At 38.8% G+C, this 20,132-nt stretch carries 16 protein-coding genes; all 16 read left to right on the top strand.

Features of this window, described 5'->3' with window-relative positions; translation table 11 throughout:
* The first annotated feature begins 71 nt into the window (after nucleotides 1-71).
* The 16 genes from SAY88_RS07355 to miaA all read left to right on the top strand — a co-directional run bounded on the left by SAY88_RS07355 (nucleotide 72) and on the right by miaA (nucleotide 20,102).
* Nucleotides 72-1,061, top strand: a complete 990-nt coding sequence (locus SAY88_RS07355; RefSeq protein ID WP_332630602.1) for an exonuclease SbcCD subunit D — start codon at nucleotides 72-74, stop codon at nucleotides 1,059-1,061.
* Nucleotides 1,054-2,475, top strand: coding sequence for an AAA family ATPase (locus SAY88_RS07350; RefSeq protein WP_332630600.1), 1,422 nt, complete (start codon nucleotides 1,054-1,056; stop codon nucleotides 2,473-2,475). Before SAY88_RS07355 ends, SAY88_RS07350 begins: the two co-directional genes overlap by 8 nt.
* 23 nt (nucleotides 2,476-2,498) lie before the next feature.
* Nucleotides 2,499-2,747: a hypothetical protein gene (locus SAY88_RS07345; RefSeq protein WP_332630598.1), complete on the top strand. Its 249-nt coding sequence runs from the start codon at nucleotides 2,499-2,501 to the stop codon at nucleotides 2,745-2,747.
* Nucleotides 2,740-3,405 (top strand): OLD family protein, encoded by a 666-nt coding sequence (locus SAY88_RS07340; RefSeq protein ID WP_332630596.1) that lies wholly within the window; start codon nucleotides 2,740-2,742, stop codon nucleotides 3,403-3,405. The genes SAY88_RS07345 and SAY88_RS07340 overlap by 8 nt, the downstream gene beginning before the upstream one ends.
* Before the next feature lie 164 nt (nucleotides 3,406-3,569).
* Entirely contained in the window at nucleotides 3,570-5,132 is a 1,563-nt protein-coding gene (gene rny / locus SAY88_RS07335) for a ribonuclease Y (RefSeq protein ID WP_332630594.1), read from the top strand.
* A gap of 86 nt (nucleotides 5,133-5,218) precedes the next feature.
* Complete coding sequence (locus tag SAY88_RS07330; RefSeq protein ID WP_332630592.1) at nucleotides 5,219-6,013, top strand: TIGR00282 family metallophosphoesterase; 795 nt, start codon at nucleotides 5,219-5,221, stop codon at nucleotides 6,011-6,013.
* A gap of 170 nt (nucleotides 6,014-6,183) precedes the next feature.
* The gene (locus SAY88_RS07325) at nucleotides 6,184-6,444 is read left to right on the top strand and encodes a stage V sporulation protein S (protein WP_034632153.1); all 261 of its coding nucleotides are present in this window, start codon (nucleotides 6,184-6,186) and stop codon (nucleotides 6,442-6,444) included.
* Nucleotides 6,445-6,745: 301 nt separating this feature from the next.
* Entirely contained in the window at nucleotides 6,746-8,509 is a 1,764-nt protein-coding gene (locus SAY88_RS07320; protein WP_332630590.1) for a 2-oxoacid:acceptor oxidoreductase subunit alpha, read from the top strand.
* Complete coding sequence (locus tag SAY88_RS07315) at nucleotides 8,510-9,376, top strand: 2-oxoacid:ferredoxin oxidoreductase subunit beta (protein ID WP_332630589.1); 867 nt, start codon at nucleotides 8,510-8,512, stop codon at nucleotides 9,374-9,376.
* Between the two features lie 553 nt (nucleotides 9,377-9,929).
* Complete coding sequence (miaB, locus tag SAY88_RS07310) at nucleotides 9,930-11,540, top strand: tRNA (N6-isopentenyl adenosine(37)-C2)-methylthiotransferase MiaB (protein WP_332630588.1); 1,611 nt, start codon at nucleotides 9,930-9,932, stop codon at nucleotides 11,538-11,540.
* Nucleotides 11,540-11,968 carry a YlbF/YmcA family competence regulator gene (locus SAY88_RS07305; RefSeq protein WP_250095462.1) on the top strand — a complete coding sequence of 143 codons (429 nt, stop codon included), beginning with the start codon at nucleotides 11,540-11,542 and terminating at the stop codon, nucleotides 11,966-11,968. The genes miaB and SAY88_RS07305 overlap by 1 nt, the downstream gene beginning before the upstream one ends.
* Before the next feature lie 397 nt (nucleotides 11,969-12,365).
* Nucleotides 12,366-12,929, top strand: coding sequence for an outer spore coat protein CotE (locus SAY88_RS07300; protein WP_332630585.1), 564 nt, complete (start codon nucleotides 12,366-12,368; stop codon nucleotides 12,927-12,929).
* A gap of 136 nt (nucleotides 12,930-13,065) precedes the next feature.
* Nucleotides 13,066-15,669, top strand: coding sequence for a DNA mismatch repair protein MutS (gene mutS / locus SAY88_RS07295; protein WP_332630583.1), 2,604 nt, complete (start codon nucleotides 13,066-13,068; stop codon nucleotides 15,667-15,669).
* Nucleotides 15,670-15,685: 16 nt separating this feature from the next.
* Entirely contained in the window at nucleotides 15,686-17,593 is a 1,908-nt protein-coding gene (gene mutL / locus SAY88_RS07290) for a DNA mismatch repair endonuclease MutL (RefSeq protein WP_332630581.1), read from the top strand.
* A gap of 741 nt (nucleotides 17,594-18,334) precedes the next feature.
* Nucleotides 18,335-19,114, top strand: coding sequence for a class I SAM-dependent methyltransferase (locus tag SAY88_RS07285; protein WP_332630579.1), 780 nt, complete (start codon nucleotides 18,335-18,337; stop codon nucleotides 19,112-19,114).
* Nucleotides 19,115-19,157: 43 nt separating this feature from the next.
* Entirely contained in the window at nucleotides 19,158-20,102 is a 945-nt protein-coding gene (miaA, locus tag SAY88_RS07280; protein ID WP_332630731.1) for a tRNA (adenosine(37)-N6)-dimethylallyltransferase MiaA, read from the top strand.
* Nucleotides 20,103-20,132 lie beyond the last annotated feature (30 nt).

Below are 20,132 nucleotides of genomic sequence, written 5' to 3'. Positions count from 1 at the left end.
TGTTCTAAAGGTGAAATGTAACCTTTGGGACACCTCCTTCTTTTAAGATTTTTAGAAGGAGGTGGCAAGTGATGAAATTTTTGTATGTAACAGACACACATATTCGTGGAACGACTCCTAAAAATCGCTTGGACGTTTATGTTGATACATTAAAAGAGAAGTTAGAGGAAGTTATTGAACTAGCAAATAAGGAAGAGGTCGATGTACTTTTGCACGGAGGGGATGTGTTTGATCGCCCAGATCTATCTCCAAATGTTGTCGGACAATTCGCGAAAATTTTCATGAAGGCAAACATGCCTATTTATGTGGTTGCAGGAAATCACGATACATTTGGGCACAATCCAGAAACGATTTCACGAACGATGCTAGGACTAATGGATTCATTTGGTGTAATGACAGTCATTGATCCGAGTAACCCTATTCTAATTGAAAAAAATGGGCAACGCGTCCAAATTAGTGGGCAACCTTATCACTATGATTTAGACCAACGTGATCCGAAATTAGACTATTATCCAACCAATGAAACGAACGCGGATGTTCTTATCCACATTGTTCATAGTATGCTTGTCGAGAAAGCCTTACCAAAAGGAGTGCCCCATACGATCATTGATCATATATGGGGAACAACGGCAGATATTATTCTAACGGGCCATTTTCATGGTGGTTTTGGGATCAAGGAACGAAATGGCAAGTTTATTTGTAACCCCGGAGCCCTAGCCCGTGTAAATAACCATTGGTCAGAAATAAGTAGAATGCCTAAAGTTATTATTGGTTCAATCATTGATAGAAACATTTCATTGCGAGAAATTACTATTAAGAGAGCACAAAAAGGGGATGATGTTTTAGATCGTTCGTTTTTAGAAAAAGCTGTCCATCAAGAAGAAAAATTACATAGTTTTGTTCAACAAGTAAAAGAAACATCGCAATTTCAAACTTTGAATATGAGTGATATTATTTTAGAAATCGCTTCGCTAAAAAGTGTCGAAGAAAAAGTTAAACAAGAGGCACTACGTAGGATGACAGTCATTGAAGAGGTATGGAAGGACGGAGAGTATGAATAATATTCGAGCGGTTCGGTTAGAGAATTTCCAATCTCACTTAGATACTTTTGTCGAGTTTAGTAATGGCTTAAATGTAATTGTTGGCCAATCAGATAGTGGAAAAACCGCAATCTTAAGAGGAATTCGCTGGGCGTTGTATAATCAGCCAAGAGGAACGGATTTCATTCGTGTTTCTGGTGACTTTGTTAGAGTTACCGTAACTTTTGAAAATGAAACGGTTATTACTCGTGAGCGTACAGGTTCAAAAAATCGCTATATTATTAAAAAAGAAGGCGAACAAGAGCTTGTGTTAGAGGGCTTTGGCATTCATGTACCTGAGGAAGTAATGAAAGCGCATGGGATGGATCACTTGCGAATTGATCATGACAATGAGTTAATGATTCATTTATCGCAGCAATTAGATGGACCATTTTTATTAGAGAATACAAGCTCCATTCGTGCAAAAGCACTCGGGAGGATTAGTGGCGCTCATTTTCTAGATATGGCTATTCGTGATACGACGAAAGATGTTTCACAGTTAAATGTAAGAATGAAACAAGAACAGCAAGTGATTGATAGGCTGAAAGAAGATATCGAACCTTTTGCTCATTTAGATGAATTAAAATCACAATTGATTCAATCAGATTCCAATATTCAGCATGTCAAAAAGTTGCTTGAGAAAAAAGACAAGCTCCAGAAGCTAAAAGAAATGCTACATCAAGTAACAACCGAAGAAAGTATAACGATACAGAGATTAAATATTGTAAAAAATGTGGATCATTGGGAAACCAAAAAAGAACAACTGCAGGAGATGTTTCATAGATTTACAGTATATGAGCAAAAGAGAAAACAACGGCAAGAAGTTAACAAAACAATTGCCATATGTCAAAAATGGTTAGAAAAGACGGAGCAGACAGAACTAGCAAATCACCGTTATGAAAAATTAAATCATCAATTGCACCTTCTAAAACAATTAAATAACAAGTTACAGCAGTTAAACATAGTCGAGAGATCTGAAAGGGAAGAAAAGCAAAGAGCTAAGAAAACAAGATTTATCGATTCTGTTAGTGTAGAGACATTGGAGCGGATTTCAGCTAACCAATTGAAGCAGAAAAAGCTACAACAAATCCAAGAACTATTACAAGGAAATAGCAATCAGTATAAAAAGATTCATCTCATATGTGACAGATTGCCTAATGTTACTGAACTGAAAAACAAACAAGAAATGATCGCCGAGAAGACGGATGCATGTCATAAGTTAAAAGCGATACAAAGAGAATTAAAAGGGTATCAGCGAAGATCAGAAGAAGGTAGAAGATATATTCAAGCACAGAAGATTGAGCAAGAAAAAGCTGAAGCAGCTCTACAAGAACGTCTTTTAGCCGAAGGAACATGTCCAACTTGTGGTCAAGCTATTTGTAAACAGGCTGAATAAATAAAAAGAAGGTGAATGGTAGTATGTCAGTAGAAAAGCAATTAGGACAAATTAAACAAGCAATTGATAAAGCAAGGGATATGCGTTATCGAGCTGAAGCAAAGCTTGAAGAACTAGAAAACCAGAAAAATAGACTCTTAGTTGAACTAGAAGAGCTTGGGGTAAAACCCGAAGAGCTTGATCAAGAAATTGAAAAGCTTGAAAAAGAAATTGAGGTATCTTTGAGAGAAACGTGGGAGTTGATTCCAAAGGAACTGATTGAGGATGAATAGTTCATCAAATCAATTAAAACAATTAGAGGATCGCTTTAAAAGAGCTCAAGATAAATGGACGAGGCTTGATGCAAAAAAAACCTTATTCGAAGAACAGTTAGCTGAAAAAATAAAAGAGCTTGATTCGTATTTTGAAACAATTGATACGTATGAGAAGGCTCGAGTTTTACTTCAACAATCTGCAGAGTATGCAAGAGAACAAGCAAAGCAACAAATCGAGACATTAGTAACAAACGCATTGCAGTATGTGTTTGGACCGCTATTTTCATTTCAAATTGAACTAGAAGAGCATGGAAACAAAGCGGTCGCGGAATTCTATGTGGTTTCAGAATATGAAGGGGTCAAAGTGAAAACGAGACCCCAAGACTCACGTGGGGGAGGAGTCGTTGATATTGTTACTTTAGCCTTGCGAGTTGCATTAATTGAAACGGTTCAGCCAAGAAGAGAAGGACCTCTATTGCTAGATGAGCCTGGAAAACACGTCTCAGGTGATTATGTTCTTTATTTATATGAGTTTTTAAAATCACTTAGTACAATGTTTAATCGACAAATAATTATGATTACTCATAATTATCATTTAGCCCAATCTGGAGATCTATCTTATGAGGTTTCCATAAAAGATGGGATAAGTGAAGTTACGAAAATTGACAACACTTGACATTGACTAAAACGAGCTATAAAATTAAATAGAATGCGGTTAAGTTTTTAGTAATATTTATTTTTTCCGCGATCAAATGTAATATGCGTTTGTTTTTTATAATGATGAAGCGTATGACAAATTTTTGAAACCAACAATTAGATAGCAAGAGGAGGTGAAAGAGTATGGAAATATTGATCATCTCCATTTTGCTTGTTGTCTCTGCAGGTATTGGTGCAGTTGTTGGATATCTTGTTCGAAAATCCATTGCAGAAGCGAAAATTTCCAGTGCGGAACATGCAGCGAAACAAATTGTTGAAGATGCGAAGCGTGAAGCAGAAGCGGGTAAGAAAGAAGCTGTCCTTGAAATGAAGGATGAGGCACATAAAATTCGCACAGAAGCAGAGCGTGAGGTTCGTGAACGAAGAAATGAGATTCAAAAACAAGAGAATCGTTTGGTACAGAAAGAAGAGATTCTTGACCGAAAGAGTGAAACCTTAGATAAGAAAGAAGAGTCTTTGGATAAAAGGGAGGAATCTCTCACCAAAAAACAACGACAAATTGAAGAGATGGATAGCAAAGTGGAGGAAATCTTGAGCAAGCAGCAAGCTGAGCTTGAACGTATTTCTGGATTTTCCCGCGAAGAAGCTCGTGAAACCATTCGTAGTGAGGTTGAACAAGAAATTGCTCATGAAACAGCTCTTATTGTTAAAGAGCGAATGGCACAAGCGAAAGAAGAGGCTGATAAAAAGGCGAGAGAAGTATTGTCACTTGCGATTCAACGTTGTTCTGCAGACCACGTAGCAGAAACGACGGTTTCGGTAGTCACGCTGCCAAACGATGAGATGAAAGGAAGAATCATTGGTCGTGAAGGGCGTAATATCCGAGCGTTAGAAACGTTAACAGGAATCGATCTAATTATTGACGATACGCCTGAAGCAGTTATTCTATCTGGTTTCGATCCAATTCGTCGTGAAATTGCTCGTACAGCACTTGAGAAGCTTGTTCAAGATGGTCGTATCCATCCTGCTCGTATCGAAGAAATGGTCGATAAGTCTCGTCGCGAGGTTGATGAAGCGATAAGAGAGTACGGGGAACAAACAACGTTTGAGATGGGAATTCATGGGTTACACCCGGATTTAATTAAAATTCTCGGTCGTTTGAAATTTAGAACAAGTTATGGCCAAAATGTGTTGAAACACTCAATGGAAGTGGCTCATTTAGCTGGATTGATGGCGTCTGAATTAGGTGAAGATGTTAAACTAGCAAAACGAGCTGGATTGCTTCACGATATCGGTAAGGCAATTGATCATGAAGTAGAAGGCAGCCATGTGGAGATTGGGGTAGAACTGGCGACGAAGTATAAAGAACACCCAGTTGTCATAAATGCTATTGCATCTCATCATGGGGACACGGAATCAACTTCTATTATCGCAACACTTGTTGCAGCAGCTGATGCCCTTTCGGCTGCAAGACCAGGTGCGCGAAGAGAAACACTGGAAACCTACATTCGTCGTCTTGAAAAGTTAGAGGAAATCTCTGAATCGTTTGATGGCGTAGAAAAGACGTATGCGATCCAAGCTGGACGTGAAGTACGAATAATGGTTAGACCAGATGTTGTTGATGATGCACTCGCACATAAACTTGCTCGTGATATTACGAAGAGAATTGAAGAAGAACTAGATTATCCAGGGCATATACGTGTAACGGTTATCCGTGAAACACGTGCCGTTGAGTATGCAAAGTAAAGTGGCGATTTTCGCCACTTTATTTGTTTTTAACGAAGGAAATGTAGCTAATAATATAGGTAAAGTACATAAGTGAAGGAGCAATTATGAGAATTTTATTTATTGGGGATGTCGTTGGGGCACCCGGTCGAAAGATGATTAAGGAATATACAATGAAGCTAAAACAAACGTACAAGCCAACAATTACGATTATTAATGGTGAAAATGCAGCTTCTGGAAAGGGCATTACAGAAAAAATCTACAAAGGGTTTTTGGATGCAGGAGCACAGGTGGTGACACTTGGAAATCACGCATGGGATAATCGAGAAATTTTCGAATTTATTGATCGTGCAAAAGCATTAGTGCGACCAGCTAATTATCCGGCGGGTGTACCGGGAAAAGGTTATACACTTGTCAAAATCAACGATATTGAAATTGCTGTAATTAATATTATGGGTCGAGCATTCTTACCGCCAATTGATTGTCCATTTACAAAAATGGATGAAATCTTAGAAGAAATTAAAGGTCGAACTCCATATATCTTCGTTGACTTTCATGCTGAAGCGACTAGTGAGAAACAAGCAATGGGATGGTATTTAGACGGTCGAGTCTCTGCGGTCGTTGGTACTCACACTCACGTCCAAACAGCAGACGAACGTGTATTACCAAAAGGAACTGCTTATTTAACGGATGTTGGTATGACTGGCCCTTATGATGGAATTCTCGGTGTTGAAAAGGAACCAGTGCTTCATAAGTTTTTAACGAATTTACCGGTACGTTTTGAAGTAGCAGAGGGGCGTACACAGTTAAGTGGAGTCGTAATTGACATAGACCCCAAAACAGGTCTTTCTAAGTCAGTGAAACGAATCCTAATTAATGATGATCACCCTTTTTATACGTAATCGAGTAAGAAATTTAAAGTTTTAGGAATAAGGATAGGTTTTCTGAAATAAGATGAATTAGATTCACATCTTGTACGATTAGCAAGCATTTGCTAATTGCACTGTTGAATGCATGAAAACGATCGTAATCATGGACAGCCCACTTTTCACATAAAGAGGAGGTACAAGAAATGGAAGTCTTAAAAGTTTCAGCAAAATCTACTCCCAACTCTGTTGCTGGCGCGTTAGCTGGGGTCATACGTGAACGGGGAGCAGCAGAAATCCAAGCAATAGGAGCAGGAGCGCTTAATCAATCAATAAAAGCGATTGCGATTGCGAGGGGATTTGTTGCCCCAAGTGGTATTGACCTTGTTTGTATCCCGGCTTTTACTGATATACAAATTGAGGGAGAAGAGCGAACAGCGATGAAAATAATCGTAGAACCAAGGTGAAAATAGCGTCTGCAAAAAATCCTACTTTCATTTTGAAAGTAGGATTTTGCGTGCTTTAGCAATGATTTGAGATTGATTTGTATTGAAGTTACTCAAGTTTTGTGATAAAAAACGATAGATTCAATTTACATATCTTTGAAAAGTCTTGCTTTTTAACAAGTTTGGGACTATTATAAGAACGTTTAAGACATATTCATTTCAAAAGTTGAGTAAGTCTAGTAATTTACTCGGAAATGTGATATTATGACAATAATTGATATTTCGTGTTTCTAGTCTAATAGACAAGCAAGGAGTGGAGAGTGTGAGAGAGCAGTTATCATGGAAAGTTGGCGGTCAGCAAGGGGAAGGAATTGAAAGTACAGGTGAAATTTTTGCTTCTGCATTGAATCGTCATGGTTATTATTTATTCGGGTATCGTCATTTTTCTTCACGTATTAAAGGTGGACATACAAACAATAAGATTCGTGTAAGCACGTCTCCTTTAAATTCAATTTCAGATGATTTAAATATTTTAGTGGCGTTTGATCAAGAAACAATTGATGTTAATATTCATGAATTACGTGAAGATGGCATTATTATTGCGGATGCTAAATTTAATCCTGTCGTAACGGAAGGTTATGATGTACGCCTTTTTGTTGTACCTTTTACGGAGATAGCGACAGAGCTAGGTACATCTTTAATGAAGAATATGGTTGCTGTCGGTGCTTCAAGTGCGATTCTAGGGTTAGAGCCTGATACGTATCAAGATGTTGTTGAAGATCTTTTCTTGAAAAAAGGAACAAGTGTTGTTGAGAAGAACATGGAGGCGATCCGCCAAGGAGCTGCATACTTCCGAAAAGAAGCAGGGACAAACATGCCTGAATTGCAACTGGCTCCAGCTGACGGCAAGAAGAGAATGTTTATGATCGGAAATGATGCAATCGGAATGGGAGCAGTTGCAGCGGGAAGCCGTTTTATGGCAGCGTATCCAATTACACCTGCATCTGAAATTATGGAATATATGATTGAAAAATTGCCTGAATTTGGTGGTACAGTTATTCAAACAGAAGACGAAATCGCTGCATGTACAATGGCAATTGGTGCGAACTATGCCGGAGTACGTTCGTTTACGGCTTCAGCTGGTCCTGGTTTATCTTTAATGGCCGAGGCGATTGGCCTATCTGGTATGACGGAACAACCACTTGTTATTATGGATACGCAACGTGGGGGTCCAAGTACGGGATTACCTACGAAACAAGAGCAATCAGATCTAATGGCTATGATTTATAGTACACATGGTGACATTCCAAAAATTGTTATCACACCGAGTACTGTAGAGGAAGCCTTCTATGATACTGTTGAAGCTTTTAACCTAGCAGAAGAATACCAATGCCCAGTTATCTTGGTGACAGACCTTGCCTTGTCACTAGGGAAACAAACTGTAGAACCGCTTGATTATAGTAGAGTAGAAATTCGTCGTGGTGCGTTGCAGTTAGGGGAAGAGATTCCAGAGCGAGAAGATAAAGCGTATTATAAACGCTATGAATTAACAGAATCAGGTGTTTCGAATCGAGTGATTCCAGGTATGAAAAATGGAATTCACCACGTGACAGGTGTCGAGCATGATGAAACAGGAAAACCGTCTGAAAGTCCTGAAAATCGTAAGAATCAAATGGATAAGCGGATGCGAAAAGTAGCGAATTTACCAAAACAGTTTAAAAACCCTATTTTTGTAGATGCAAAGCATGCTGAATCGGATTTATTGGTCATTGGGGTCAACTCTACACGAGGAACAATTGCAGAGGCAATGCCAAGACTCGAAGCAGATGGCATTAAAGTGAACCATGCGCAGATTCGTTTGTTACACCCATTTCCAACTGATGAATTAAAGCCATTAATTGATCGTGCTAAAAAAGTAGTTGTAGTAGAAAACAATGCGACAGCTCAACTAGCCAACATTATTAAAATGAATATTGGCAATGTAAAAATTGAAAATGTATTGAAATATGACGGAAACCCATTTTTACCTGGTGAATTACATGAAACTTGTAAGGAACTACATGACGTAAGCAAGGAGTTGGTTTAAATGGCAACATTTAAAGATTTTAGAAACAAAGTAAAGCCAAACTGGTGTCCTGGTTGTGGGGACTTCTCTGTCCAAGCTGCAATCCAGCGTGCTGCAGGAAATGTTGGTTTAGAGCCAGATGACCTTGCTGTAATCTCAGGTATTGGTTGTTCAGGTCGTATTTCAGGTTATATTAATTCATATGGTTTTCATGGTGTTCACGGTCGCGCTCTACCAATTGCACAAGGTGTTAAAATGGCAAACCGTGATTTAACCGTTATTGCGTCTGGCGGAGACGGGGATGGCTTTGCTATTGGAATGGGACATACGATTCACGCTATTCGCCGTAACATCGATGTAACGTATATCGTCATGGATAACCAAATTTATGGCTTGACGAAAGGGCAAACATCACCACGTAGTGACATGGGCTTTAAAACAAAGAGTACACCAGGCGGCTCCATTGAATCAGCTCTGAATGTGATGGAAATGTCATTAACTGCTGGAGCAACGTTTGTAGCACAAAGTTTCTCAAGTGACTTAAAGGAATTAACTTCATTAATTGAACAAGGGATTAACCATAAAGGCTTCTCTCTTATTAACGTATTTAGTCCTTGTGTTACTTTTAATAAAGTGAATACGTATGATTGGTTTAAGGAAAATATTACGAAGCTTTCAGATGTTGAAAATTACGACCCGTCCAATCGCATGACTGCTATGCAAACACTAATGGAACATAACGGTCTTGTGACAGGTCTCATTTACCAAAACAAAGAACAAAAGTCATACCAAGAGTTAATCGAGTCATACGACGAAAAACCACTAGCTCACCAAAATTTAGAACTAACAGAAGAAAAGTTCAACAAACTAATGGCAGAATTTATGTAAGCAAAAAGACCCAAAGGACGATCTTCCCTTTGGGTCTTTTTGCGAAGCGATGAGCGAAGCCGCCGTAAATGTTTTAAGCCTTTTAGGAGCGATCTTCTCCTAAAAGGCGCACGGCGAGAGAAGCCATCGCAACCATGTTCGCGTATTACGTATAAAACAGGTACCTTTCTATTTGAAAAACAGAGGAGGGGGGAGCGAAGCCGCCGTAATGTTTTAAGCCTTTTAGGAGCGATCTTCTCCTAAAAGGCGCACGGCGAGAGAAGCCATCGCAACCATGTTCGCGCTGCTGTACAAAACAGTTAACTGAGAAGTACTCTCCCCATGTTCGCTTTTGTTATATAAAAGAAGTCGCATCTCAAAGAAAAGAGTTCTGCGACTTTTTTCTTTTTTCCAATTACCTACGGACTTGTTAAAAGATAGACAAACAAGATTCATTGAGTTTCTTGAAAGTTCCACGTATAATGTATGAAGGAAACTATGCAAAATTTCGCTCACGTATCGTGAGCTTTCTATTTGTTTGCTTTTAGAAGCTTGATGAAAGGAGTCTTTAACTATGAATGAAGATCAACGTTTAGGACGTTTTGGAAATACAAATGAGCCTATAGATAAAGAAAACAAGAAAAAAGACTATAGTAAATATTTTGATTTCTCAAATGCTAAAGTAGTATCAGAGGAAGATAATAAAAAGGTGATCCGGATAGAAGGGCGAGACATTTCTATTTATGACCAACCAGATTATAAGCAAGGAAAGCGTCGAGGAAAAGAGGATGTACAAGTCATACGTCCAGACAGTCTAATTCCTGAAGAGATGAAGGGGATTGGGAATGGTAAGAAGTTCCTGATTCGTACGTATGGCTGTCAGATGAACACACATGATTCAGAAAATATGGCAGGTCTCCTACTGGAAATGGGCTTTGAATCAACAGAGGAAACAATGGAAGCGGATGTCATTTTACTAAATACCTGTGCGATTCGTGAAAATGCTGAAAACAAAGTGTTTGGTGAAATTGGTCATTTAAAAGCATTAAAAGTTGAACGACCAGAATTGATTGTTGGTGTTTGCGGCTGTATGTCACAGGAAGAATCAGTTGTAAACCGTATCATGCAAAAACATCAGCACATTGATTTAATTTTCGGTACCCATAACATTCATCGTTTGCCGGAGCTTTTAAGAAATGCTATCTACGGGAAAGAAATGGTCGTTGAAGTTTGGTCTAAAGAGGGAGATATTGTTGAAAACATGCCTCGTGCTCGTCAAGGAAAAACACAAGCGTGGGTAAATATCATGTATGGCTGTGATAAGTTTTGTACGTATTGTATCGTTCCTTACACACGTGGGAAAGAGCGTAGTCGACTTCCTGAAGATATCATTGCCGAAGTCCGCGATTTAGCTAGACAAGGCTACAAGGAAATTACTTTACTTGGCCAAAATGTAAATGCATATGGGAAAGATTTAGAAGGGAAAAATTATGGCCTAGGGCATTTAATGGATGAAATTCATAAAATTGATATTCCACGTGTTCGTTTTACAACAAGTCATCCGAGAGACTTTGATGATCACCTCATATCTGTTCTTTCTAAAGGTGGAAACCTAGTTGAGCATATTCATTTGCCAGTTCAGCATGGTAACTCTGAGATTTTGAAATTAATGGCTAGAAAATATACACGTGAGCAATATGTAGAGCTTGCTCATAAAATAAAAATGGCGATTCCGAACGCATCGTTTACAACAGACTTAATTGTTGGATTCCCGAATGAGACAGAGGAGCAATTTGAAGAGACCCTTTCTCTTGTACGCGAGATTGAGTTTGATAGTGCCTACACATATATTTACTCACCTCGTGAAGGAACTCCAGCTGCAAAAATGAAAGATAATGTACCAATGGAAGTGAAACGTGAGCGACTAGGTCGTTTAAATGCACTTGTAAATGAAATTTCAGCAAAGAAAAACCTTGATTATCAAGATCAGATTGTTGAAGTTCTTGTTGAAGGAGAAAGTAAAAAGAATCCAGACGTTTTAGCAGGTAGAACTAGAACAAATCGTTTAGTGAATTTTACTGCTCCTAAATCGGTGATTGGTGAGATTGTTTATGTGAAGGTAACAGAAGCGAAGACATGGTCGTTAAATGGTGAAATGGTTGAGATGGCGGAGGTAAAACAGTAATGACAACAACATATACAAGAGAAGATATTCGTAATAAAGCTAGAGAATTAGCAAAGATGATGGCAGAAACAGAAGAAGTGGATTTCTTTAAACGAGCTGAAAAACAAATTAATGAACATCTAAAGGTACAAGAGCTGATCGCGCAAATTAAAAAGCTTCAAAAAGAGGCAGTAAATCTCCAGCATTATGGAAAGGCTGAAGCGTTAAAAGAAGTAGAAGCTAAAATTGATGCGTTACACGAAGAAATTGATTCAATTCCATTAGTACAGGAATTCAAATCGAGCCAAATTGAAGTAAATGAATTATTGCAGATGGTTTCTAATACAATTTCTAAGGCAGTGACCGAAGAAATTATTACTTCAATGGGTGGAGATTTAGTAAAAGGAACAACGACGAAAAACCCTTATTTTGATGGTGGTTGTCAATAACATAGGGTTTGTTATACAGATCTATTCGATAAGATGAATAGATCTGTTTTTTTATTTTTTAAGAAAAATGGTCATAAATAATTGACTTTTTATATAAATAATTAATAGCTCTTTTTTCTATTAATTGGCGTTGGGGAATTTTGGTAGTAACCTGCCATGGCAAAGAAACTAGATATTTTTAAAGAACTTTTCTCGATTGATGTACTAAACTTTGTAAGCTCAACATATCGTGATATAGATAACGCTTTGCTATCATCTTTCATTCTTTTTTCGCACATTGGTTATTCGCCCTGCATAGGATGACAGTGAAGCATTTGGCGGAGCAAATTTGGCACGTTGAGCCGACACGAGCGACCGACAACTCGATATGATATGAGAAAGAGGAGGGTTTTGTTTCATGTCTCAAAAATTTAACTATCGTGAAATTATTACAAAAGCGGTATGTGGAAAAGGTCGTAAGTTTTCAGAAGCAACTCATACGATTAGCCCTTCACACAGACCGTCAAGCATTCTAGGCTGCTGGATTATTAATCACAAGTATTCAGCAGATAAGAAGGGCGACTCTGTAGTGGTGCAAGGGAGCTACGATATCAACGTTTGGTTCTCGTATAATAAAAATACGAAGACAGATGTTGCAACGCAAACCGTTACTTACTCTGATGTAATTCCACTTTCCATGCAGGATGAAAATATCCTATCTGATGAAATGGACGTTATTGCAAGAGCAGTTCAGCAGCCAAATACATTGGAAGCAACAATCTCTGAAAATGGAGCGAATGTTGATGTACAGGTAGAGCGGGAGTTTCTCGTAGAGTGTATCGGTGAGACAAAGGTTGCTGTAGCTGTAAATTCTGATGGTCTTTTAGAAGATTTTCCTAATGCACAAGCAGCAGATGATGTGAGTGATGAGGAGTATGAACGTCTTGATCCAAATTTCTTACACAGTGAATTTGATAAATAAGACGAGGGAGCAAGCCGACGAGGTTTGCTCTTGTTTTTTCGTAAGTAATTCCCCTACAGTAAAAGACTCCCTAATGCGAGATTCATAGCGGCTATGATATAATAAACCGTATTAATTATGTACGGTGGAGGATATTATGGCACAAATTACCCCTATGATGAAACAATACTTAGAAATAAAGGCACAGCACCAAGATGCCTTTTTATTTTTTCGTCTTGGAGACTTTTATGAATTGTTCTATGAGGATGCAAAACTTGCAGCCCAAGAATTAGAAATTACGTTAACGGGTAGAGGACAAGGTGAAGATCGCATACCGATGTGTGGTGTACCTTATCATTCTGCTGATCAATACATGTCACGATTAATTGAGAAAGGCTACAAAATTGCCTTGTGTGAACAAGTAGAAGATCCGAAAGTTGCAAAAGGCGTAGTGAAACGAGAAGTAGTAAAGCTGCTTACACCAGGGACGATGATGAACGGAAATGTCATTAAGGAGAAAGAAAACAATTACTTAGTGGCAATGACGGCATTTGAAGATCAAACTTTTGGACTAGCTAGAACGGATCTAACAACTGGTGAATGTGCTGTAACGCTAATCAGTGATGCGCTTGAAGATGTTATTCATGATATTGCAAGTTCAGGCACAAAAGAGTTAGTTGTTGCTTCAGATCTTGATGAGATAATCTTGAAACGAATTATAGAGAAGTGTCCGGTTACCGTTTCCTATGAAGATAAGGTAGAGCTTGATCAAAACTATAGTAAGCTTTGTGCTGATTTACAGTCTGAAAAACTGATAACTAGTTTCGCTAGACTTTTACAATATTTAATTAGAACACAAAAACGTGCATTAAATCATTTACAAAAAGTCACTTATTATCATTTTGATTCTTTTATGAAGATGGATACTCATACGAAAAGAAATCTCGAGCTGACGGAATCACTTAGAGAAAAGAAGAAGGCTGGATCTCTGCTTTCGATTGTTGACCAGACTGTGACAGCGATGGGTGGTAGACTCGTAAAGAATTGGTTAGAGCGCCCTTTAATTGATCAATCTGGAATCGAGCAACGCCTGGAGCTAGTCACTTCTTTTCTAGAATCCTATTTCGAGCGAGAAGAATTGCGAGATGAGTTAAGGCATGTGTATGATCTTGAAAGGTTAGCAGGAAGAATTGCCTATGGTAGCGTTAATGCTCGTGAACTCGTTCAATTAAAGCGTTCCTTAGAAAAGGTACCAATCATAAAAGACCTAATTGGAAAAATGGCACCTTCTTCTCTTAATCGGTGGTTTCACGAAGAAGATCAAGCTGTTGAATTAATAGAACTTCTTGATCGTAGCTTAGTAGAGGATCCCCCAATCTCTGTTACAGAAGGTGGAATGATTCGATCTGGTTTTCATGAAGAATTAGATACGTATCGTGATGCGAGTAAAAATGGAAAACAGTGGATTGCTGAACTTGAACAGAAAGAGCGTCAAGAAACAGGGATTCGTTCGTTGAAGATCGGCTTTAATAAAGTATTTGGCTATTATATTGAAGTGACAAGAGCAAATACTCATTTATTACCTGAGGGTCGTTATGAGCGCAAACAAACATTAACGAATGCAGAACGCTACATTACTCCTGAACTTAAAGAAAAAGAAGCGTTAATTTTAGAAGCGGAAGAAAAAATGGAACAACTTGAATATGATTTGTTTGTTGCTGTAAGAGAAGAGGCAAAACAATATTTACAATTTATTCAAACATTGGCTCATTCTATTAGTGAAATTGATGTATTAGCAGGATTTGCGACAGTAAGTGAGCAACGCCATTATGTAAAGCCAAGCTTCTCGAAAAAGAGAGACATTGTGATTGTCGAGGGTCGTCATCCTGTTGTTGAAACAGTGATTGAAAGAGGTCAGTATGTTGCTAATGATGTACACATGACAAAAGGGCGAGAGATGTTATTAATTACAGGGCCGAACATGGCAGGAAAAAGTACTTATATGCGTCAGTTAGCCTTGCTCGCTGTCATGGCACAAATTGGTTGTTATGTTCCGGCGACTTCGTGTGAATTACCAATATTTGATCAAGTATTTACAAGGATTGGTGCTGCTGATGATCTTGCTAGTGGGCAGAGCACATTTATGGTTGAGATGCTCGAAACACGTTATGCTCTTACAAAGGCAACACAAAATAGTTTGATCTTGCTTGATGAAATAGGGAGAGGTACTTCCACGTATGATGGAATGGCATTGGCACAAGCCATTATTGAATACATTCATGATATCGTTCGTGCAAAAACCCTCTTCTCCACTCATTATCATGAATTAACACAACTAGATAAGGAACTAGTAGATTTACAAAATGTTCATGTATCAGCAGTTGAAGAAAACGGAACGGTTGTATTCTTGCATAAAGTTGTCGATGGACAAGCGGATCGTAGTTATGGGATTTATGTAGCAGAATTAGCAGAGTTACCAACTGAGGTGACAGAGCGTGCTGAGACATTGTTAAAGCAGTTTGAAGATGGTACGGCAGCACCTAAAACAAACAATCAATTAACACTCCCTGCTTCCTCTCCAGAGCAACAATTATCTTTATTTGGTGATGAAGATGTGGCTCAGCAAGAAAAGAACGTTTCCGTCGCACTTTCTGGACAAGAAGAAAAAGTTTTGAAGAAGCTTGTTAAAAAAGACGTGCTTCATATGACTCCAATTGAAGCGATTCAATTCATCAATGAACTTCAACGATTATTAAAATAACAGAAGGAGGGGTTCGATGACGAAAATCATAAAGCTTGATGATGCGTTATCTAATAAAATTGCTGCAGGTGAAGTTGTCGAACGCCCTGCGTCAATTGTAAAAGAATTAGTGGAAAATGCACTTGATGCAAATAGTACACACATTGTTGTTGAGATTGAAGAAGGTGGGCTAACGTCAATTCGGATTGTGGATAATGGTGATGGAATCGACGAGGATGATGTTGAGACAGCCTTTTATCGTCATGCTACTAGCAAAATTAGGACAGATCGCGATTTGTTTCAAATCGGCACGTTAGGTTTCCGGGGAGAGGCATTGCCGAGTATAGCTTCTGTAGCCCATGTGTCTCTAACTACTAGCACGGGCGTAGGGCCAGGTACAGAAATTATGTTAGAGGGCGGTGTGATCAAGCATAAGAAGGTTGCAAAGGCAAGAAAAGGGACAGAGGTTATGGTGACGAATCTCTTTTATAATACGCCAGCAAGATTAAAATATTTAAAAACTGTTCATACAGAAGCAGGGAATGTAAGTGATATTATTAATCGTCTTGCACTAGCGCACCCTAATGTAGCATTTGAATATTCTCATCATGGAAAAGAAGTATTAAAAACGTCAGGCAATGGTGATATTCGTCAAGTAATTGCTTCAATTTATGGAAGAAACGTAGCAAAAAAAGTAAAACCTATTGAAGGTGAATCGCTAGATTATGAAATAAGTGGCTTTGTAGCTTTGCCGGAATTAACAAGAGCGTCTAGACAGTATATGTCTATTTTCGTTAATGGCAGGTATATTCGTAACTATGCACTTGCTAGAGCGATACAAGACGGTTATCATACATTACTACCTATTGGACGCTATCCTCTTGTCGTACTTTCTATAAAAATGGATCCAAAATTAATTGACGTCAATGTTCATCCATCGAAACTGGAAGTACGTTTAAGTAAAGAAGAGGAATTAGGTCAATTAATTACTCAATCAATCAAACAAATATTTGAAACCGAGACATTAATTCCAGAGGCAGATACGAGACAACGAACGAATTTCACAAGCATAAAAAGTGAACAAGTATCATTTGATTTTGAAAAACCAACACCAATGGAGTCCCCCTCAAATGTTGGGCTACAAGTAAAAGAAAATGAAACGTGGCAAGAAAAGTCTCATTCCCCATTAGAACTAGCTGATGATATAGCGCAGGACAGTGAGTACGAAAGAACAATCACACAACGTTATCAAGAGCAACAGCAACCTGTTGCAAGTACGTATGAGAGCATTGAGACAGCTATTGATCATCAGGAAGAGGACTCAGGAGAAGAAGAAACGAAAGTCGAAGAAAAGGTAACAGAGCGAGTGCCGGTCCTTTATCCTGTTGGGCAAATGCATGGGACGTATATAATTGCACAAAATGAGACAGGAATGTATTTAATTGATCAACACGCAGCCCAAGAGCGTGTGAAGTATGAGTTCTTTAGAGACAAAGTGGCAGAAGTGAGTCAGCACGTACAAGAACTGCTTGTTCCGATTACACTAGAATGTACGGCACAGGAATTTGCTACAATTAACGAACATATCGATGATCTTCATGCTGTTGGAGTTTTTCCAGAACGATTTGGTACACAAGCGTTTGTCATTCGCTCGCACCCAACGTGGCTGCCAAAGGGACAAGAAGAAGAAACAATTCGTGAAATTATTGACTACTTGTTAGAGCATCGAAAAGTGAATCTTGGCAAACTTAGGGAAGAGGCGGCAATTTTAATGTCCTGTAAGGCAGCAATCAAAGCAAATCGTCACCTTCGTCAAGATGAGATGTTTGCCCTGTTAGAATCGCTTAGAAAAAGTAGCGACCCATTTACCTGCCCACACGGCCGCCCAATCCTTGTCCACTTCTCAACCTACGCACTAGAAAAAATGTTTAAACGAGTGATGTAAGAGAGTTCATAGAAAAAGGTCGCTTTTTACCTTTTTCTATGAACTCGAAGCGTTGAGCGGAGCCGCCGTAATGTTTTAAGCCTTTTAGGAGTGATCTTCTCCTAAAAGGCGCACGGCGAGTGAAGCCAACGCACACGATCTACGCACATGTAAAGGGAAAGGTCGTTTTTTACCTTTTTCTATGAACTCGGAGCGTTGAGCGAAGCCGCTGCTAGCTTTTAAGCCTTTTTTAGGAGTGGGTTTCTCCTAAAAGGCGCACGGCGAGTGAAGCCAACGCACACGATCTACGCACATGTAAAGGGAAAGGTCGCTTTTTACCTTTTTCTATGAACTCGAAGCGTTGAGCGGAGCCGCTGCTAGCTTTTAAGCCTTTTTTAGGAGTGGGTTTCTCCTAAAAGGCGCGCAGCGTGCGTAGCCATCGCAACCATGTTCGCACTATTGAGGCAAAGAAACAAATACCACACTATAATATTAAGTAAGAGCGAGTACAGCGCCGTCAAGCTTTTAAGCTTTGTAGACTGTGATCTTCTCCTAAAAGGCGCACGGCGAGTGAAGCCAACGCACACGATCTACGCACATATAAAGGAAGGTCGCTTTTTACCTTTTTGTAAGAACTCGAAGCCAACGTAAATATGTTCGCACGATTAAAGCCAAGAACACTATTTAACCTTCTTGTCTGAACAAGAACGAGAACAACCGTCATATACACCAATTCATTTACAATACATAGGGGATAATACCATGATCATTACAACAGCAAGAAAAGGAGCAGACGTATTAGAGGAGAAAGCATTGCGCTTTAGCTTAGAATTAGCTGCTCCATTTATTCGCCGAAGTGAGGCTTCTGTTCAAGACCTAATACAACATTACGAAGCGGATGTTCTCGTAATAGGAAAGGGCAAAGTAACTCTTTATTCAAAGGATGGTGGAGAGCCCTTTTTTTATCATCCGAACTCTGCTATGTTTCGGGTAAAGCAATTTCAAAAAACAAATTATGATCCGTTAGTAGCTTCAGCGGATCTTTCGAAAGGAATGTCGTTTCTTGATTGTACGTTAGGTTTAGCCTCAGATAGTCTAGTTGCACAAATTGCTGTAGGAAAAAGTGGTCGTGTAACAGGCTTAGAGGCCAATCAAACTCTTGCTAGTATTGTCCGCCATGGTCTTGGATCTTGGCAGGATGGTGGTGCTTTGATGATTGATGCAATGAGAAGGATCGAAGTGGTTCATGCACATCATAAAGACTATCTTCAAAATCTACCTGATCATTCGTTTGATGTCGTTTATTTTGATCCTATGTTCGAGCAGCATTTATCTAATTCAACGGGTATTAAGGCATTAAAACAGTTTGCTTGTCATGATGACTTATCAAAACAAGTAATAGATGAAGCAATACGAGTAAGTAGATCACGTGTTGTTTTAAAAGATCACTATGAGAGTGACCGATTTAATCGTTACGGATTTCATGTAATGAAAAGGCAACACGCTACGTTTCATTATGGGTTTATTACGATTTCAAAATAATCCATGTACGAACGTTTGAATTTAAAGGAATAGGGAGAAGATGATGAAAGAACAGTTAATTGTAATTGTCGGTCCAACTGCAGTTGGAAAAACAGCATTGAGTATTAAATTAGCAAAGAAATACGAAGGTGAAGTTATTAGTGGAGATTCGATGCAAGTATATAAAGGTATGGATATTGGTACGGCGAAGGTGACCGATGAAGAACAAGAAGGGATCCGCCATCATTTAATCGATATATTGCATCCGAAAGAGTCATTTTCAGTTGCTGAATTTCAAGAAAGATGCATTCCTCTAATTTCACAGATTAATAACACCGGCCATGTCCCACTTTTAGTAGGTGGTACAGGACTATATGTAAATGCAATTACAAAACAATACCGTTTTGAATCGCTGCCGACGGATGAACGTTATCGTGAAGAACTAGAACAACTAGTAAGTATAATAGGAAATGAACAATTACATAATCGTCTCAAACAAGTAGATCCAAAAGCTGCACAACTCATTCACCCTAATAATGTGCGACGTGTCATTCGAGCACTTGAAGTAACACAAGCTACAGGGACTCCCTTCTCCGAACACCAAATGGAAGAGCAAAAAGAGGAGTCGCCATATTCATTAGCGTTTATCGGATTAACGATGGAACGTGAACTGCTTTACGAACGAATTAATAAACGTGTTGACATAATGATGGAACAAGGATTGTTAGAAGAAGCAAGGTCTTTATATGACCGTGGTATAAGAGATTGTCAATCGGTGCAAGCGATTGGATATAAAGAGCTCTATGATTATTTTAACGGTTTCTTGTCATTAGAAGATGCTGTTGATATGTTAAAGCAAAACTCAAGGCGTTACGCCAAACGACAGTTAACATGGTTTCGAAATAAAACGGAGGCGACATGGTTTGACATGTCGGATGGATTAACAGACAAAACATTCCAGGAAATTTGTTCTTTTGTTGAAGGAAAATTACCATTTATATCGAAATAAAGAGAGAGTCAATTAGAGGAGGACACCCCG

Origin of the sequence: Halalkalibacter flavus, assembly GCF_036663575.1 — a bacterium.
In the GTDB taxonomy this organism is placed as follows: Bacteria; Bacillota; Bacilli; order Bacillales; family Bacillaceae_D; genus Halalkalibacter; species Halalkalibacter flavus.
Note: the sequence above shows the minus strand (reverse complement) of the source record. Positions and strands in the feature narration are given on the sequence as shown.

Bases quoted from the DNA above. Each gene is read 5' to 3' on its own strand.
- SAY88_RS07345 (WP_332630598.1), top strand. From the start codon at position 2,499: ATGTCAGTAGAAAAGCAATTAGGACAAATTAAACAAGCAATTGATAAA.
- SAY88_RS07305 (WP_250095462.1), top strand. From the start codon at position 11,540: ATGACAACAACATATACAAGAGAAGATATTCGTAATAAAGCTAGAGAA.
- SAY88_RS07315 (WP_332630589.1), top strand. From the start codon at position 8,510: ATGGCAACATTTAAAGATTTTAGAAACAAAGTAAAGCCAAACTGGTGT.
- miaB (WP_332630588.1), top strand. From the start codon at position 9,930: ATGAATGAAGATCAACGTTTAGGACGTTTTGGAAATACAAATGAGCCT.
- SAY88_RS07330 (WP_332630592.1), top strand. From the start codon at position 5,219: ATGAGAATTTTATTTATTGGGGATGTCGTTGGGGCACCCGGTCGAAAG.
- SAY88_RS07355 (WP_332630602.1), top strand. From the start codon at position 72: ATGAAATTTTTGTATGTAACAGACACACATATTCGTGGAACGACTCCT.
- SAY88_RS07340 (WP_332630596.1), top strand. From the start codon at position 2,740: ATGAATAGTTCATCAAATCAATTAAAACAATTAGAGGATCGCTTTAAA.
- miaA (WP_332630731.1), top strand. From the start codon at position 19,158: ATGAAAGAACAGTTAATTGTAATTGTCGGTCCAACTGCAGTTGGAAAA.
- SAY88_RS07300 (WP_332630585.1), top strand. From the start codon at position 12,366: ATGTCTCAAAAATTTAACTATCGTGAAATTATTACAAAAGCGGTATGT.
- SAY88_RS07285 (WP_332630579.1), top strand. From the start codon at position 18,335: ATGATCATTACAACAGCAAGAAAAGGAGCAGACGTATTAGAGGAGAAA.
- SAY88_RS07325 (WP_034632153.1), top strand. From the start codon at position 6,184: ATGGAAGTCTTAAAAGTTTCAGCAAAATCTACTCCCAACTCTGTTGCT.
- mutL (WP_332630581.1), top strand. From the start codon at position 15,686: ATGACGAAAATCATAAAGCTTGATGATGCGTTATCTAATAAAATTGCT.
- SAY88_RS07350 (WP_332630600.1), top strand. From the start codon at position 1,054: ATGAATAATATTCGAGCGGTTCGGTTAGAGAATTTCCAATCTCACTTA.
- mutS (WP_332630583.1), top strand. From the start codon at position 13,066: ATGGCACAAATTACCCCTATGATGAAACAATACTTAGAAATAAAGGCA.
- rny (WP_332630594.1), top strand. From the start codon at position 3,570: ATGGAAATATTGATCATCTCCATTTTGCTTGTTGTCTCTGCAGGTATT.